This window comes from uncultured Haliea sp., from assembly GCF_963973825.1.
Classification (GTDB): domain Bacteria; phylum Pseudomonadota; class Gammaproteobacteria; order Pseudomonadales; family Halieaceae; genus Haliea.
Genome location: NZ_CAXBAE010000003.1, coordinates 308,731 through 325,352, shown reverse-complemented (window position 1 = coordinate 325,352; position 16,622 = coordinate 308,731). Strand labels below are relative to the sequence as shown.

The window sequence follows — 16,622 nt, the reverse complement described above, 5'->3', positions numbered from 1 at the left end:
CAGGGTTACTCCATTTCTCCGCCGAAGAGATCGATCACGCGGGTCTGCAACCGCGTTACCAGGTCCGACATCAATGCGAAGTCCGCGTCGAGGCGCGCCGCACGATCTGCTTCCGGCAGGTCTTCGTTTTCCTTCATCAACTCATCCGAAAACTTCAGGCGCCGCAGGCAGAGATCCTCCGCCAGCACCAGCGATAGCCGCTCTTCCCAGTGCAGTGCGAGACGCGCCACCTGCTTGCCGGCGTTAAGGTGAGTCTCCACCTCTTCTCCCAGCAAATCAACGCCGCGACAGCGCACGACACCGCCCTCGTCGCCGGGTTCGCGCAGCTCGCACTCCTCGCCCAGCGCGAAATCATCCGGCAGGCTCTGGTGCGCCAGCCACGCGGTCATGGTCGCCGTGGGCGCATTGTTCACCTGGGGCAGGACAACGGGAAACGTGCCGATACACTCGCGCAACAGGTTGAGGAATTCCTCGGCACGGGCCGCGCTGGTGGCATCGACGAACACCCAGTTGGCGCGCGTGTCGATATAGGCGTAGAGATAGGAGGACCGGGTAAAGGCGCGCGGCAGGAAATCGAGCACGATTTCATCCTGCAGGGTCATGCGCTCCTTGCGATACACCTTGCGCCCCTGGTCGTCTTCAATCGCCGCCACTTTCTCCGCCAGCTGCTCCCGCACAACCGTCGACGGCAGCAGCCGTTCCTCGCGCCGCAGGCGCAGCAGGAAGCGGCCGTCCACCGGGTGCACCAGGGCCTCGGTATCCGCACCCAGCGCGGGCACCCAGCCCAGGGACACAGGCTGCGTTGCGGCGCAGTGCTGAAACCCGCGCTGGGCCAGCTGCGTTTCGAGCTGCTCGGCAGACAGGGAAAAGGGGCTTGTCAGGCGATATGCCCGCACATTTTTGAACCACATAGGAGACTCCGCTGAAGACCGCAGCTGCGGCGGTCAAAAACGCGGATTGTACCTCATGCGGCACCACAGGGCAGAGCGGGCGGGTTGCGGCTGAGCCGGGAGGCTCCTACCATGCGGGCTGGATCAACCGGAGAGCAAAACCGATGCACTACCTGCACACCATGGTACGCGCCAGCGATCTGGACGCATCGCTGGATTTCTACTGCAATAAACTGGGCCTGGTGGAAGTGAACCGCTACGACAGTGAGGGCGGGCGCTTCACGCTGGTCTACCTGGCGGCGCCGGGCGACGCACAGCGGGCCCGGGAGGAGAGCAGCCCGCTGCTGGAAATCACCTGGAACTGGGACCCGGAGAACTACAGCGGAGGCCGCAACTTCGGCCACCTGGCCTACCGCGTTGACGACATCTATGCCATCTGCCAGCGCCTGCTGGACGCCGGCGTGACCATCAATCGGCCGCCCCGCGACGGCCACATGGCGTTCATTCGCTCACCGGACGGCATTTCGATTGAATTGCTGCAAGCCGGGGAGAGCCTGCCCGCCGCCGAGCCCTGGGCGTCCATGCCGAACACCGGCAGCTGGTGAAATTTCGCGACATCTTCGCGCGGGGTGGTAGCGCCTCCACTGTTCAACCCTGTATTGAGCTTTTCAAAGCTGTTACCCTCTTCCTCTTTTTACAGGGAAGTAATGCCATGCGAAGCCTACGTAATCTCCTCCTGTTTGTCTCGGTGTTCGTTGTCCATGCCGCGCAGGCATTGGATGCACCCCCCGAGCTTATTCCTGCGGACCTGTCGCCCGGCGACCAGTTCTACATCGTGTTTGCGGGCAGCGATACGCTTGACGGCGCTCAATCATCGGCAGCCTACGCCGCCTACGCGGCTACGGTGAAGGCAAACAACCTCATCACCGACAGCATCGCCGGCTGGACCACCCTGTTCGGCCATGACGACTCCACACTGGTGACGACGTCGGCGTTCGGCAGCAATACGGCGCAACCCGTCTATAACACCAATGGCGACCGGGTTGCCGACAACATGGGCAACTTTTTCAGCGACTCACAGGTCAATGCCGTTGGTTACGATGAATCAGGCGTGGCGACCAGCGCAAATATCTGGACCGGCTTCAATTTCACGGGAAGCAGCACTGGCATAGGCGACGACAGCCTGGGTGGCAATGACAGTCTCAACGATGGCTGTCTTGCCGGAAACGCCGGCCAAACGAACAGTCAGTGGGCTACAAGCGTGCTGGTCGGTGGCGCGGGCTGCGCCGGCGTGAGCCTGGGGCTGTACGTGCTGTCCCCCCTGCTTACCGTTCCGGGTGCCCTGGCGGTCCCGGTGGCCAACCACTACGCGCTCGGTGTGACGGCTCTGCTCTTGATCGCACTTGCCGGCTGGGCCAGAAAACGAACTTCGTCATCCCGCAGGGCATAAGCCCGGGCGCTGACGCCCGGCCGCGGTATCAGCTGCGCAGAAACGCCAGCATCCAGCGTCCGACGCGCTCGGCCTCGGAGTCCTCTGCCAGCGACGCCATGCCCTGCGTGTAGGCCTGCTCACCGATACGTTCGCGGCGAAACTGCATGACCGCCTGCGCATAACCCGGCACGAACTCGGGATGACCCTGGAAGGTCAGGATGTGATCACCCAGCTGGCACACGGCGTTTTCGCAGAATTCGCTGCCGGCAAGCACCTCGGCGCCCGCTGCCGGTGCCACCACCTGATCCTGGTGACTGACCAGAATCGCAAAGGCCGCCGACCCCTGATCGTGCCAGGCAGGCAGACGCTGGAAGCTGTGACGGTGAATGCCCACGCCCCAGCCCTTGGGTGACTTCTCGGTCTTACCGCCCAGGGCCTCGGCCACCAGCTGGTGCCCGAAACAGATACCCAGCAGTTTTTTCTTGCGCGCGTGCAAGGTCCGCACAAACGCCTTCAAGCGCGCTATCCACGGGTCGCTGTCGTATACGCTGCTTTTGCTGCCGGTAATCAGATAAGCGTCCACCTCATCGATATCCTGCGGATAGACGCCCTCCTGTACATCGTATACGTGAAACTCGAGGGTCGGGTCGAGCCGGCTGAGCAGGGCAATGAACATGTCGGGGTACTCGCCAAAATCCGGCACCCACTCAGGCCTGACGGCGTCTGTCTTCAGGATTCCCAGTTTCACTGTGCACTTCCCGTGTTGCGTGACGGCGGAATCCGCATGGTATGAGAGCGCCCACCCGCTGTAAATTGCTATCGCACGCCCTGGCGCATCCCCCGTGCAGCACGCCTGATTTCATCAAACCGTCACTCCGCTGTCACACCGCTGCCACACCGAGCGGCCATAGTGTCCACATGAAGCTGCTCAACGCCATGCACAGGCTGGACCTTCACCTGCTCGCCCGCATATTTTCCCAGGGTGAGCGGCGCATGGTCCGCCCGCTTGCCCGCGCCGTGTCACGCTCCGGCGACGGCTACCTGCAGGCACTGGTACCCCTGTTACTGTGGCTTCTCGCCGCACCGGGGTCACTGGGCTTCGCGACAGCACTGGCCACCGCCCTTATTGCCGAGCGCTCTCTATACTGGAGCCTGAAAAACAGCCTCAAGCGGCCGCGCCCGCAGGTCGCGGTACCGGGTTTTCGCAGCCTGATCACCGCATCCGACCAGTTCAGCTTTCCGTCGGGCCACACCTCGGCGGCGTTTCTGCTGGCAACGCTGCTCACACTGTTCTACGGCGGCCCCTTCGTGGTGGTCTTCGTGTGGGCCTGTGGGGTGGCCCTGTCCCGCATCCTGCTCGGTGTACACTTTCCGGGTGACACCGTCGCGGGGGCCCTGATGGGGGCGGGCATTGCGCTGGCGACTGTGCAACTGACGGGGCTACCAGCTTGATGCGCATTCTGTACGGCGTGCAGGCCACCGGCAATGGCCACATCAGCCGTGCCCGCGCCATGGCCCGGGCCTTCGAGGGTCTGGACGTGGAGATTGTCTGGGTGTTTTCCGGTCGCGAGCGGGACCAGCTGTTCGATATGGCGCCCTTTGGCGACTTCCTGCACTGCCGCGGCCTGACCTTCGCCACCGAAGCCGGCAGAATCCGCTATCGCAAAACCCTGAGCCAGGCCGGATTGTGGCAGTTTCGCCGCGATGTGCGCACTCTGCCCGTGCGGGGCTTTGATCTGGTCGTTACCGATTTCGAACCGGTTGTCGCCCGCGCCGGCCGCAGGGCGGGTATTCCCACCATCGGCATCGGCCATCAGTACGCCTTCGGCGGCGACACGCCGACACCGGCGGGGCATTGGCTGGCACGGCGTATCATGCAGGCCTTTGCCCCGGTGGACAGGGGAATCGGCCTGCATTGGCACCCCTACGGCAGGCACGTGCTGCCCCCTGTCCTGGACCTGCCACCGCTGGATATCCAACCCCAGGAGCATATCGTTGTCTATCTGCCGTTTGAGGATGCCCGCCGCGTCGTAGACGTTCTGCAGCAGTGCCCTGCGCAGCGCTTCGAGCTGTTCGGACCGGCACTCCCGGAAGCCGTGTCCGGCAACGTGCATCTGCACCCCGCCCGCGTTGCTCCCTTCAAGCAGGCTCTCGCAAGCTGCTCGGGGGTGATCTGCAACAGCGGCTTCGAGCTGGTCAGCGAATGCCTGCAGTGGCGCAAGCCGGTGCTTACACGCCCGCTGCGGGGGCAACTTGAACAGCTGGCCAACGCAATGGCCCTGCGCGAGCTCGGGTACGCAACTGTGACCGCGGAACTCACGGCAGATTCGCTGGCAGCCTGGCTGGCACGGCCCAACACAGCACCGACGGTTCACTTTCCGGACGTGGCTGGCGCGCTGGCCCGCTGGCTGGCGGGCGGCGCCCGCAGCGAAGCAGCGAGCCTGCAGGCGCTGCTGTGGGGCCGCACACTGTCTCCACAGCAAAACCCGTGCAACGCACTTGGGAAACAGCCAGCCATGGGTTAGCCTGACCCTTCTCCAGGGCAAGGTGATCATACCGTGCGGTGCACATTCTTTGTTTTCTGCCTGACGCTGAGCGCGCAGGTCCTCGCGTCCGATGCCTTTGTCGGCAGCGATGCCTGCAGCAGTTGCCACACCGAGCAACACACGCAGTGGCAGGGATCACATCACGATCTGGCGATGGAGACACCGACCGAACAGTCGGTGCTGGGTGATTTCAACCAGGCCACTTTTACCCACCGCGACGTGACCACGACCTTCTTCCGCAAGGACGCTGCGTGGTTTATCCGCACGGCGGGGGAGGATGGCAAACTGGCCGACTTCCCCGTGCGCTACACCTTCGGGGCCTATCCGCTGCAGCAATACCTCCTGCCACTGTCCCGCGGCCGGCTGCAGGCCTTTGAGATCGCCTGGGATGCACGACCGGCGGCTGAGGGCGGCCAGCGCTGGTTTCACCTCAATCCCGATGAGGTGACTGACCACACCGATCCGCTGCACTGGACCGGCCCCTACATGAACTGGAACACCCGCTGTGCCGAATGCCACAGCACCAACGTGGAAAAGCGTTACGATGCCAGCACGCGCAGCTTCGATACCCGCTTCAGCGAGGTAGATGTGAGCTGTGAAGCCTGCCACGGGCCCGGCCAGGCACACCTGAAGCTGGTCGCGGATGGCAGCGTGTCCAGCGTGGCCGGAGGGGGCTTTCCGGTCGCGCTGCAACAGCGGGGTGACTGGGCGTTCACCGAGGGCGCCGCCATCGCCAGCCGGCTGGAGCCGCTGACGGAAAACACGCAGATCGACAACTGCGGCCGCTGCCACTCCCGCCGGGGCACCCTGGGCGAATATCACTACGGCAAACCGCTGCTGGACACACACCGCCTGGCCCTGCCGGAAACTCCGCTGTACTACCATGACGGGCAGATCCGCGATGAGGTGTTCGTCTACGGGTCCTGGGTGCAAAGCAAGATGCACCAGGCAGGTGTGGTCTGCAGTAACTGCCACGAGCCCCATAGCCTGCAACTGCGCGCGCCGGGCAACGGAGTCTGCGCGCAGTGTCATCAGGCAGCGGTCTACGACCAACCCGAACACCATCACCACCCGGAGGGTTCCAGCGGGGCGTCCTGCGCCAACTGCCATATGCCGGAAACCACCTATATGGTGGTCGACCCGCGCCGCGACCACAGCATGCGCATACCGCGGCCTGACCTCAGCGTCACCATGGGCGTCCCCAACGCCTGCAACCAGTGCCACGTCGACAAAACGGCGGACTGGGCGCTGGCCGCGGTGCGGGACTGGGGAGTGAACTTCACCGATACCGGCTCGCACCCGGCCCGCGCACTGCAGCGATTGCATGCCGGACAGGCGCAGGCAGTGCCTGATGTACAGGCACTGGCAGCGAATGGCAGCGCCACCCCCATCATGCGCGCAACCGCGCTCGCCGCCCTGGGCCAGACCGGCGGTGGTGCATCGCCGGAGGCACAGGCGCTGCTTGAGTCTCCCGATCCGCTGCTGCGTCTTGGCGCCGTGCGCGGGGCCAGCGGCCTGCCACTGCCACAGCGCTACAGCCTGCTGCAGCCACTGATCAGCGATGACATCACCAGCGTGCGCATGGCAGTCGCCGAGAACCTGGCTGCGGTACCCCTGGCCCAGGTTCCGCCGGCACAGGCCGATGCCCTGCGCAGCCTGTTCGCCGAGTACATTGCCATACAGTCACTGCATGCGGATATGCCGGGCGTGCAGCTACAGATGGGCATGTTCCTGCTCAACCGCGGCGACCTGCCTGCAGCCGAAAAAGCCTACCGCGAAGCACTGCAGCTGAACCCGCAGCTCCTGCCTGCCCGTCTGAACCTCGCCGACCTGCTGCGCATGCTGCAGCGGGAGGACGAGGCGCGCGCCGAGCTGCAGGCGGCACTCGCCATCGCCCCGGACAACGGCGCCGCGCTGCACGCGCTGGGGCTACTGGAGACCCGGTCGGGCAACCGGGCGCTGGCTCTGGAGTATCTACGCCGCGCGGCGGAGCAGGAGGAGGAAGGCACGCGACACCGCTACGTGTATGCGATTGCCCTGCACGACAGTGGTGACATCACGCAGGCGATTGCGACGCTGGAAGCGGTTCAGCGGCAGGCACCGGGTAATGCGGATATTCTGCTGGCACTCACCAACTACACAGCCAGCAGCGGCGACCTGGAACGCGCGCGACTGTGGGCGCAGCAGCTGGTGGCCAGCGACCCCGGCAACCGTAACTACCGCGCCCTGCTTGAGCGCCTGGGTGGACCCACCCGCTGAGGGCGTCAGGCGCCGGCCGGCGCGAACACCAGGTTGAAGGTCACCGGCACGGCCGTGCTGATGGCGCTCAGGCCGGCGACGGATTGCAGCGCGCGCACCCCGTCAGCCAGGCCGAAGGTCTCCGCGTTGACCACCACCGGCCGGGCGCTGATCACCCGCAGCAGGCCGCCCTCGGTGCCGGTGACCAGCACGGGCACCGACAGCTTGGCCTCGGCGCCATGCAGCGTCAGCAGCACTTCGATATCCGTGGTCACTACACCACCGTCCGTCACGATGGCGAGCACTTCCGGTGACACGTTGGCGGCGATATTCGCCGCGGGAAACTGCGCCGTCTTGAACAGCAGCTCGCGCATGCGTTCATTGCGAATGGGAATCAGGGTTTCCACGCTGTCGAGATCAATGCCCACCTGCACCTGCCCCTCGGCGCTGACAAACCCCACCAGAGACGTGAAGTGGTGACTCTCGGCAATCGCGTCGTTCTTGATCGACAGGAAATCGAGGCTGGAACGGCTGTTGTCCAGCTCCCACTGCGCCTGGGCCAGTGCACTGCCCAGCAGCATGACCGCGACCAGCAGCCCCTTGCGAATCGAATTCATCACCTCACCTCCATCATCATGTTGCGCCGAGCCCTACTATAAGCGATTTGAGTACAGATACCGCGCTCAGTTCACTCGCAACAAGCTTGGCGCGGCACAGCGCCTCAGAGCACCGCAATATCGGCCAGATCGCCCTTGCTCTCCAGCCAGGCCTTGCGATCCCCCGCGCGTTTCTTGGCCAACAGCATATCGAGCATGCTGTTGGTTTCATCACCGGCGTCGATGACCAGCCGCACCAGGCGACGTGTGTCGGGATCCATGGTGGTCTCGCGCAGCTGCAGCGGGTTCATTTCACCGAGGCCCTTGAAGCGCTGCACATTGACCTTGCCTTTCTTGTTCTCGGCCTGAATACGGTCCAGCACTCCCTGTTTCTCGCTTTCGTCCAGCGCATAGAACACCTCCTTGCCCACGTCGATGCGGTACAGCGGGGGCATGGCAACGAACACGTGGCCCGCCGTCACCAGCGGGCGGAAGTGCCGCACAAACAACGCGCAGATCAGCGTGGCGATGTGCAGGCCGTCGGAGTCGGCGTCGGCCAGAATGCAGACCTTGTGATAGCGCAGGCCGGACAGGTCGTCGCTGGCGGGGTCGATGCCGAGCGCCACCGAAATGTTGTGCACTTCCTGCGAGGCCAGGATCTCCTGGGAATCGACCTCCCAGGTATTGAGGATCTTGCCGCGCAGCGGCAGGATGGCCTGGAACTCGCGATTGCGCGCCTGCTTCGCGGAGCCGCCGGCGGAATCCCCTTCCACCAGGAACAGCTCGCCGCGGGTGGGGTCCTCGCCAGAACAATCCGCCAGTTTGCCGGGCAGGGCAGGGCCCGCCGTGACTTTCTTCCGGGTCACCTTGCGCGCCGTGCGCAGGCGGTTCTGGGCGCTGTTGATGCACAACTCCGCAATACGCTCAGCCTCGCCGGTATGCTGGTTGAGCCACAGGCTGAAGGCATCCTTGGCCACGCCCGAGACGAAAGCCGCAGCCTCGCGGGAAGACAGCCGCTCCTTGGTCTGGCCCGAGAACTGCGGGTCCTCGAGTTTGACCGAGAGCACGTAACAGCAGCGATCCCAGATATCATCGGGGGCCAGGCGCACGCCCCGGGGTAGAAGGCTGCGCAGCTCGCAGAACTCGCGCATCGCGTCCAGCAGCCCGGTGCGCAGGCCGTTCACATGGGTGCCACCCTGCGCCGTGGGAATCAGGTTGACGTAGGATTCGGCAATCACTTCGCCACCTTCCGGCAACCACTGCACAGCCCAGTTCGCCGCTGCACTGCGGCCGCTGAAGCTGCCGACAAACGGCTGCTCGGGCACACAGGGAGAGTCAATGGTCGCCTCGCAGAGGTAATCCGTCAGGCCGTCTTCGTAATACCACTCGTCGGTCTCACCCTTTTTCTCGTCCAGGAAGGTGACGCGCAGACCCGGGCAGAGCACCGCCTTGGCGCGCAGCACATGTTGCAGGCGCATGACGGAGAAATTCACCGAATCGAAGTATTGCGGGTCCGGCACGAAATAAATGGCGGTTCCTGTGTTGCGTTTGCCGCAGGTGTCGATCACCTCGAGTTCACTGGCTTTCTCGCCACCGGCAAAGGCCATGCGATAGACATTCCCGTCGCGGCGGATCGTGACTTCCAGGCGGGTGGAGAGCGCGTTCACCACAGACACGCCGACACCGTGCAGACCACCGGAGAACTGGTAGTTCTTGTTGGAGAACTTGCCGCCGGCGTGCAGCGTACTGAGTATCACCTCCACGCCCGGCCGGCCCTGTACCGGGTGGATGTCCACCGGCATGCCGCGGCCGTCATCGCTCACGGTGATGGCGCCATCCCGGTGCAGGATCACATCGATGCGACTGGCGTGCCCGGCGAGGGCTTCGTCGACGCTGTTGTCGATCACTTCCTGGGCGAGGTGGTTGGGACGTGTCGTATCGGTGTACATACCGGGGCGCTTGCGCACCGGCTCAAGCCCGGTGAGGACTTCAATGTCTTCCGCGGTGTAATTGCTCATGCCTGCCTGTGGTTTCCTGAAACTGCGTTAGTCGGGCGGGCTGCATTGTAACCCAGCAGCGCGGTCTGGCGCCCGTCTGGCGACTAATCCTGCAGATAACCGCCGCGCTTCAGGTCTACCGTGAACGCAACGTCCCAGACACGGGAAACCCCGGTGTCAATGCGGCCATCGGGGTGCAGTTCCAGCCAGCGGTAACCCGGCGGCAGCGTATCGGCGCGAAAATTCTCGCTGTCGGGCGCAAATTGCACACAGGTGGAAGGTGACCCCAGCAGGCGCAATCCCCGCCAGATGCGGTCGACCTCCTGGTGCACATGCCCCCAGAGTACGCCGCGCACGCCGGCGTACGCTGCGAGCACGTCGAACAGGGCATCGGCATCGGCGACCCGCTGTTCATCCAGCCAGTGACAGCCAATGGGCAGCGGATGATGGTGCAGGCAGATGAGGCTGAACAGCCCCTCTGCCGCCGCCAGTGCCAGAGTCTCACGCAGCAGCGCCAGCTGCTCAGCGCCCAGATGACCCCCCACCTCACCGGGCACCTGGGAATCGAGCATGACCAGCTGCCAGCGCCCCAGCCGAATGTCGTTGCTGAGCAGGGTGCCCGTCGTGTCCACCGCGGCCATGCGGCCACGGTCGTCGTGGTTGCCCGGCAGCCAGAACTGCGGCGCGGCAAAGCGCTCGAAATAGCCTCGCAGGCGCTGATACGCCTCCAGGAAGCCATGGTTGGACATATCGCCGGTGCCCAGCACAGCGTCGACCCGCGGCCGTTCCCGCAGGGCCAGATCGATCACCGCCTGCAGCGAGTGGTCGGTATCCATACCCAGCAGCTCGCCGCCGGCTTCACGGCAGAGATGGGTATCGGTCAGCTGTAGCAGGCGCACCACGTCGTCGGCTACAGGAACAGTCTGGCGCTTGATCTCGACCATCGCCATCAGCGCTCAGCGTACAGCGCCCGGTGTGGAGGCGGGCAACTGCCCCAGGCCATTGGCCTGGCAATGGGCCAGCCAGTCGCCGAGGAACTCATTCTGCCGCAGCTTTTCGTCCTGCTGGAACATCTGCTTGTTGGGGTAACTGTAGCGCGCCTGGATGCGGCTCTGGGACTGGAACGCCCCCACTTCCAACATGCCCGCGTCGTGATAGGCGCGCACGTCAATCACCAGCCGGCGCAGCCAGCGATCTTCCCCGTGCAGCTGGTGCAGGCGAAAAAACGTGGTGTAGCGGCTGCGTTCCAGCACTTCCAGCCTTACACGGGCCGCGCCCAGCGCGAACTCGCGCGTATTGGCCTGTTCGTAATCCGGGAACAGTCGCAGCAGGCGCGCATAATTCGCCTCGCACAGCGCGTGCAGGCGCTTGAGATCCATTTTGAAGGGGCGCTTGCGGGCCCGCTGCACTGCCATCATTCGTTTCCTGTGCCTGCAAACAAGCCTGCTTCCGGCGTAGCGCCCGCGTCAGCGGATGCGGTAAAGGCACCGAGTGTAGCACTTGTCTCGCTGAAAACCGTGAGTATATTACCGGTTTTGCGACCCGGTTAACGCATGCGGAGAACCGCCCGGGCTGCTACACTCGCACACGCTACTGCACAAGCACGACAGAGGATTCAGGATGAGAAAGACAGGAGCCGCATTGCTGGCGCTGGCGCTCTTTGCGAGCACCGCTCCCGCCGGGGCGGAGTCCCTGCGCGATATTTACGAGCTGGCGCTGGCCAACGACGCGCAACTGAAGGCTGAAGAAGCACAGTACAAAGCCAATCTGGAAACGGAGAAGCTTGGCCTGTCGCGGCTCTTGCCACAAGTGAATGCCAACTACAGCTATACCGACGTCGACCGCAGCTCGACCGACGAAAGCTTTGCCGTGGACGGCGGGCTTGGCGGCGGCCTGGACACGGTGCAGACCGTGACCGATATCGATACCACCCGCGATGGCTACGAAGTCAGCCTCAACCAGCCCCTGTTCGACCTGCCGGCCTGGTTCACATTCCAGTCGGGGCGGGAGTTCACCAAGCAAGCAGAGGCCACTTTTGCCGCCAACCAGCAGAACCTGATTGTGCGGGTGGCCGAGGCCTACCTGCTGGTGCTGCGCGCCCAGGACAACCTCGCCGCATCGCGCGCCGCGGAGAAAGCCTTTGAACGGCAGCTGGAACAGACCCAGCAACGCTTCGAAGTGGGCCTGATCGCCATCACCGATGTCTACGAAGCGCAGGCCGCACGCGACCTCGCCCAGGTGAACCGGATAGTGGACGAAAACAATGTCTCCGTGGCGCTGGAGCGCCTGTCGGTATTGACCGGCCGCGCACACGGGGAGCTCAACGTCCTCAAGGATGATTTCGCCGTGAAGCCGCCCGAGCCCGCAGACCGCGCAGCCTGGGTTGAGTTCGCGCTGGAAAACAACTTCAGCCTGCAGGCGTCCCGCTATGCCGAGGAAGCCGCGCGCCAGCTGGCCAAGGCCAACCAGATGGAGCACGCACCCCGCATCAGCGGCAGCTACAGCTACGCCGACTACGACACCGACGGCAACCTGACGCGGACACCCGCAACGGGGTTCGAAACCTCGCCGGACAGCGAGCTGGACGAGAGCCTGTGGCAGATCCGCCTGGATGTCCCGCTCTACAGCGGTGGCGCCGTGAGCTCCAACCGGCGCAAGGCGGCCCAGGAGTTCAACGCGGCACGGGAAAACCGCATCAACCTGGCCCGCACGACGGTCACGGATGCCCGCTCCCTGCACATGACCGTCATCAGTGACGTATCCCGCGTTGCCGCCCGGGCGCAGGCCATTGTGTCCTCGAAAAGCGCTCTGGATGCCACCCAGGCCGGCTACGAAGTCGGCACGCGCAACGTGGTCGACGTGCTGAATGCCCAGAACACCCTGTTTGCCGCCGAGCGCGACTACGCGAACAGCCGCTACGACTACATTCTGAACAGCATGCGTCTCAAGGCGCAGGCCGGCCTGTTGAGCCCGGAAGACGTCTACCGCCTGGACGAGTCGCTGGAGCCGCCGCCCGCCCCGACCGCCAGCAGCACCCCCTGAGGATCCGGCGTCGCGGCCCCGCCGTGACGCCGCGCCAGCCATGCCAGCGCAACTGCCCGCCGACATCGACCAGATCAAAGGCTTCCTGCACCCGGACGAGGCGCAGGCACTGTACCGTTGGGCGCAGTCCAGCAGTAGCGCCGGGCCACTCCTTGAGATCGGCAGTTATTGCGGCAAATCGACCCTGTACCTGGGGCTGGCGGCGCAGGAAAACGGCAGCACCGTCTTTGCCCTGGACCACCATCGCGGGTCCGAGGAGCACCAGCGGGGAGAAATGTTCCACGACCCGGCGCTGTATGACGCTGACATCGCCCGGGTGGATACCTTCCGGGAATTCCGCCGCAACATCGAGCGGGCCGGCCTGGACGACACCGTGGTGCCGGTGGTTGCGGGGTCCGCCGCCGCTGCCCGCCACTGGCAAACACCGCTCGCCATGGTGTTTATTGACGGCGGACACAGCCTTGATGCGGCACTCACCGACTACCGCTGCTGGGCAGGCCACATCCGGCGCGGCGGTATCCTGGCGATTCACGATGTGTACGCCGACGCAGCCAAAGGCGGCCAGGCCCCGCGTGCCGTCTACCGACTGGCCCTGCAATCCGGTTTATTTGTGCTCTGTGAACAGGTCGAGAGCCTGGCGGTATTGCGCCGCCTGTAGACCGCGACTACTGATCGCGACGCGCCCGGGTCGCCACACCCTCTGCATCTGGCAGCAACTGCACTGACGTGAACAGCCTGGCGGCGGCGGTATGCCCGGTGAGGGCGTCCGCCGCAAGCAGAACCGCGGCGGCGGTCCAGGTCGGCTGTTCGTCCGGCCACAGCAGATCCTCCACGAACTGATACCCCGTCCAGTAGGCACCGTCATCGGAACGCCACTGGTGCAACCAGCTATACAGCTCGACCGCGCGCGCGTGATCGCCCGCGGCCAGCAGCGCCATCACCAGTTCGCAGGACTCGGCCACGGTCACCCAGGGCTCATCCGACACACAGCGACAACCCAGCCCCGGGTGTACGAACTCCTCCCAGCGCCCCGCCAGCCGCGCGCGAGCGGCGGACCCACTGATGGCACCGGACAATACGGGGTAGAACCAGTCCATGGAAAAGCGGGCCTTGCTCTCCCAGCTGCGATCGAAGCGCTCCGGCCGCTGGCGCAGCGCGGTGCCCAGCGCGGCGCGAGCGGCAACCCAGGCAGGCTGCGGCTCGCCCAGCGTCACGGCGATGTTGATTGCGCACTCCAGGCTTTTGTAGATGGAACTGCAACCGGTGACCAGGGCATCGCGCAGCGGCTCCCCGGCGCTGTTGACCGCCCAGTCAATCTCGCCCTGGGGCCCCTGCAGTGCCAGCACAAAGCGCACGGCGCGCTCCACCGTGGGCCACATGTCCTGCAGGAAGTCCCGATCTTCGGTAATCAGGAAGTGATGCCAGACACCGGTCGCGACGTAGGCGACGAAATTGGTTTCCCGCCGGTGGTCATTGTCCACGACATCGCCGCGGTAGGACGCCCACCAGCTGCCATCCGCCAGCTGGCGCGCGGCGAGCCAGCGATAGGCGCTCACGGCGGCCCCGTATTCACCGCCAATGGACAGCCCCATGGCCGCTTCAACGTGATCCCAGGGATCCGTGTAGCCGCCATCGAACCAGGGGATTTCGCCGCTGGGCCGCTGGCTGTTCAGCAGGTACTCGACCGTGGGTCGCAGGAACTCCTGCGGAAACAGGCCTCGGCTGAGGTAGAGGCCGCTCACTGGCCGGCCTCCGCACGGAAATACAGCACCACACTCTTGCCCAGTACCGGGTTCAGCCAGCGCTCCAGTGTGCGGGTCAACCGCGGCGCCTGCAGCAGATCCCAGACCAGCAGGCGGTGGTACTGGCGCACCAGCCACTGCTGCTCGCCCTCGCGCCAGAACAGGCAGCGCAGCCACCAGTAGGGCGCGTGCAGCGCGTGGGCACCGTGACGATGAAACCCGATAAAGCCCCCGTGCTCGATTTCCGCCCGCAGGGCGTCGGCGCGAAAAATGCGCAGGTGGCCGCCCGGGGTCTGGTGATAGCGCTTGCTCAGCAGCCAGCAGAGCCGCTCCGGCCAGCGCCGGGGCACGCTTACACAGAGCAGCCCGCCGGGCTTCAGCACCCGGCGGATCTCCACCAGGGCGGCGCGGTAGTCCGGGATATGCTCCAGCACCTCGGAGCAGATCACCTTGTCGAAGCTGGCATCCGGGAAGGGCAGGCAGAGCGCGGAGGCCTGGGTGAGATGCAGCTGTTTACCGGATTCGCCCGGCTGCAGGAAATCCACGGCCCGGGCCTGAGCCGTACACAGGTCGCGATGGGACAGATCGACACCCACCGCCTGCACCGGTGCAGCGGCATACGCGGCAATCACATGACGCCCCTCACCACAGCCCAGGTCGAGTACGCGATCGCCCGGCTGCAGCGGAAAGTAGCGAAAATCAACGGTCTGCATTGGCGATCACTTTGCGGTAGTAGGCGTCCATGTCGCGGGCGCATACCTCCCAGCTGAACGCTTCGAGGATACGCTGGCGCCCGGCGGCGCCCAGCCGGGCCCGACGCTGCGGGTCCTGCAGCAGGCTGTCGATGGCTTCGGCGAGAGCCTCGGCATCCCGCACCGGCACCAGCACACCGGCATCGCCCACCACTTCCGGCAGTGCACCGCCGTTGGTGGAGATCACCGGCACGCCACAGGCCATGGCCTCGCCAGCGGGCAGACCGAACCCCTCGTAGATGGAGGGCACAACCGCGATGCTCGCCTCGGCGTAGTAGCGCACCATGTCGCTGGTACTGATGCCGTTGACGAAGCGGATGTGGGGGCCGATTCCCAGACGCTCGATCAGCCGCTCGGTGCGACCACCGGGCTCAGGCTTGCTCACCAGCAGCAGTTCCAGCTCGGGGTAACGCGGCAGCAGGCGCGCGCAGGCCAGCAGCAGGTAGCGCAGCCCCTTGAGGGGCGCATCAGCGGAGGACGTCGCCATCAGCCGCAGCGGACGACGCTCGACCTCCGGCAGGGGGCGGAACTCCGCCGTGTCTATCCCGTTGTGCACGAGCGCAATGCCCGCGGGCTGCAAACCAAAATCCCGGGCAATGTCCTGCCGCGAGCAGTCCGACACCGTCACCACATGGTGCAGACGCGTGATGACTTTCTGCTGCATGTGCAGGAACGAGTGCCAGCGACGAATCAGCAGGCGCTGGTAGAGGCGCGGCGCGGCGGCCAGGGCGATGCGCAGGTCGCTGGTGATGGGGTGGTGCACCGTGGTCACCAGCGGCAGGCCCATATCCTGCAGCTGCAGCATGCCGTAGCTGAGGCTCTGGTTGTCGTGAATCAGGTCGTAATCGCCGCGATGGCGGCGCAGGTACTTCACGGCGCGGCGACCGAAGGTGTAGGGCTCGGCAAAGCCACCGGTCAGCTTGCTCAGCCACTCGATGATGTTGCTCAGCGAGCGCAGGTGCCGTGGGCGCAGCGAGCCGAGCCCGTTCTCGAACAGGTCCAGGCTGGGCAGTTGGATCAGGCGGACGCGCGGGTCGAGCTCGGGGTAGGGCGGGCCGGAAATCACGTCGACGGTGTGGCCCATGTCGACCAGCGCCTTGCTCAGGTATTTGATGTAGACCCCCTGCCCCCCGGCATGGGGCTTGCTGCGGTAACCGAGCAGCGCGATGCGCAGCGGACGCAGGGCTTTCCCCACAGGCGCTGGCGGGTAGGCGCTGCCAACCCTCGCGGCTGCGGCGGAATCGCTCACTACTGTATCAAGCTGCCTGATGACGGCGCCTCTTCCTGTACCGTTAGGGGGCGGGCCAGGGGCCCATCACTGTCGCCGCAGACGTGGCTGGCAACGTGCCGATTCTAGCAGTCTCGCGGGGCAGGAGACCAGTCCCGG

Annotated in this window: 16 protein-coding genes; 7 read left to right on the top strand and 9 right to left on the bottom strand. The window is 65.1% G+C overall.

All coding sequences use genetic code 11. The features are described from left to right. Positions 1-5 precede the first annotated feature (5 nt). On the bottom strand, positions 6-911 hold the full coding sequence (gene rdgC / locus AACZ17_RS06250; protein ID WP_290741172.1) for a recombination-associated protein RdgC: 906 nt from the start codon (positions 909-911) through the stop codon (positions 6-8). Positions 912-1,054: 143 nt separating this feature from the next. Here rdgC and AACZ17_RS06245 point away from each other — a divergent pair, with 143 nt between their 5' ends. Next, the gene (locus AACZ17_RS06245; protein ID WP_290741169.1) at positions 1,055-1,495 is read left to right on the top strand and encodes a VOC family protein; all 441 of its coding nucleotides are present in this window, start codon (positions 1,055-1,057) and stop codon (positions 1,493-1,495) included. Positions 1,496-1,602: 107 nt separating this feature from the next. Beyond that, positions 1,603-2,340: a hypothetical protein gene (locus AACZ17_RS06240; protein ID WP_290741166.1), complete on the top strand. Its 738-nt coding sequence runs from the start codon at positions 1,603-1,605 to the stop codon at positions 2,338-2,340. A 28-nt stretch (positions 2,341-2,368) separates the two neighbouring features. On the opposite strand, the gene AACZ17_RS06235 is transcribed toward AACZ17_RS06240, so the two are convergent. Next, positions 2,369-3,070 carry a GMP synthase gene (locus AACZ17_RS06235; protein ID WP_290741164.1) on the bottom strand — a complete coding sequence of 234 codons (702 nt, stop codon included), beginning with the start codon at positions 3,068-3,070 and terminating at the stop codon, positions 2,369-2,371. Between the two features lie 170 nt (positions 3,071-3,240). Between AACZ17_RS06235 and AACZ17_RS06230 the strand changes: the two genes are divergently transcribed. Genes AACZ17_RS06230 through AACZ17_RS06220 form a run of 3 tightly spaced genes read left to right on the top strand, consistent with a single transcriptional unit; the run spans position 3,241 to position 7,127 of the window. Next, positions 3,241-3,774, top strand: coding sequence for a phosphatase PAP2 family protein (locus tag AACZ17_RS06230; RefSeq protein WP_290741161.1), 534 nt, complete (start codon positions 3,241-3,243; stop codon positions 3,772-3,774). Beyond that, the gene (locus AACZ17_RS06225; RefSeq protein WP_290741157.1) at positions 3,774-4,847 is read left to right on the top strand and encodes a glycosyltransferase family protein; all 1,074 of its coding nucleotides are present in this window, start codon (positions 3,774-3,776) and stop codon (positions 4,845-4,847) included. Before AACZ17_RS06230 ends, AACZ17_RS06225 begins: the two co-directional genes overlap by 1 nt. A 33-nt stretch (positions 4,848-4,880) precedes the next feature. Next, positions 4,881-7,127, top strand: coding sequence for a tetratricopeptide repeat protein (locus tag AACZ17_RS06220; protein ID WP_290741154.1), 2,247 nt, complete (start codon positions 4,881-4,883; stop codon positions 7,125-7,127). A 5-nt stretch (positions 7,128-7,132) separates the two neighbouring features. Here the strand turns inward: AACZ17_RS06220 and AACZ17_RS06215 are convergent, their stop codons facing one another. The 4 genes from AACZ17_RS06215 to AACZ17_RS06200 form a co-directional block, all read right to left on the bottom strand. Beyond that, positions 7,133-7,723, bottom strand: a complete 591-nt coding sequence (locus AACZ17_RS06215; RefSeq protein WP_290741150.1) for a YceI family protein — start codon at positions 7,721-7,723, stop codon at positions 7,133-7,135. A gap of 104 nt (positions 7,724-7,827) precedes the next feature. Then, entirely contained in the window at positions 7,828-9,720 is a 1,893-nt protein-coding gene (gene parE, locus AACZ17_RS06210) for a DNA topoisomerase IV subunit B (protein WP_290741147.1), read from the bottom strand. 83 nt (positions 9,721-9,803) lie between these two features. Then, complete coding sequence (gene cpdA, locus AACZ17_RS06205; protein WP_290741145.1) at positions 9,804-10,649, bottom strand: 3',5'-cyclic-AMP phosphodiesterase; 846 nt, start codon at positions 10,647-10,649, stop codon at positions 9,804-9,806. A gap of 6 nt (positions 10,650-10,655) precedes the next feature. After that, positions 10,656-11,114 carry a DUF1249 domain-containing protein gene (locus AACZ17_RS06200; protein ID WP_339637932.1) on the bottom strand — a complete coding sequence of 153 codons (459 nt, stop codon included), beginning with the start codon at positions 11,112-11,114 and terminating at the stop codon, positions 10,656-10,658. 205 nt (positions 11,115-11,319) lie between these two features. Here AACZ17_RS06200 and AACZ17_RS06195 point away from each other — a divergent pair, with 205 nt between their 5' ends. Beyond that, entirely contained in the window at positions 11,320-12,741 is a 1,422-nt protein-coding gene (locus AACZ17_RS06195; protein WP_290741138.1) for a TolC family outer membrane protein, read from the top strand. A gap of 40 nt (positions 12,742-12,781) precedes the next feature. Further along, positions 12,782-13,399, top strand: a complete 618-nt coding sequence (locus tag AACZ17_RS06190) for a class I SAM-dependent methyltransferase (RefSeq protein ID WP_290741135.1) — start codon at positions 12,782-12,784, stop codon at positions 13,397-13,399. Between the two features lie 7 nt (positions 13,400-13,406). Here AACZ17_RS06190 and AACZ17_RS06185 read toward each other — a convergent pair whose 3' ends face one another. From AACZ17_RS06185 to AACZ17_RS06175, 3 genes are read right to left on the bottom strand one after another with little or no spacing between them, the layout of a single operon-like run. Beyond that, positions 13,407-14,483: a prenyltransferase gene (locus AACZ17_RS06185; RefSeq protein ID WP_290741132.1), complete on the bottom strand. Its 1,077-nt coding sequence runs from the start codon at positions 14,481-14,483 to the stop codon at positions 13,407-13,409. After that, positions 14,480-15,196, bottom strand: coding sequence for a class I SAM-dependent methyltransferase (locus AACZ17_RS06180; RefSeq protein ID WP_290741129.1), 717 nt, complete (start codon positions 15,194-15,196; stop codon positions 14,480-14,482). Before AACZ17_RS06180 ends, AACZ17_RS06185 begins: the two co-directional genes overlap by 4 nt. Further along, positions 15,183-16,430: a glycosyltransferase family 4 protein gene (locus AACZ17_RS06175; RefSeq protein ID WP_290741483.1), complete on the bottom strand. Its 1,248-nt coding sequence runs from the start codon at positions 16,428-16,430 to the stop codon at positions 15,183-15,185. The genes AACZ17_RS06180 and AACZ17_RS06175 overlap by 14 nt, the downstream gene beginning before the upstream one ends. Positions 16,431-16,622: the final 192 nt, after the last annotated feature.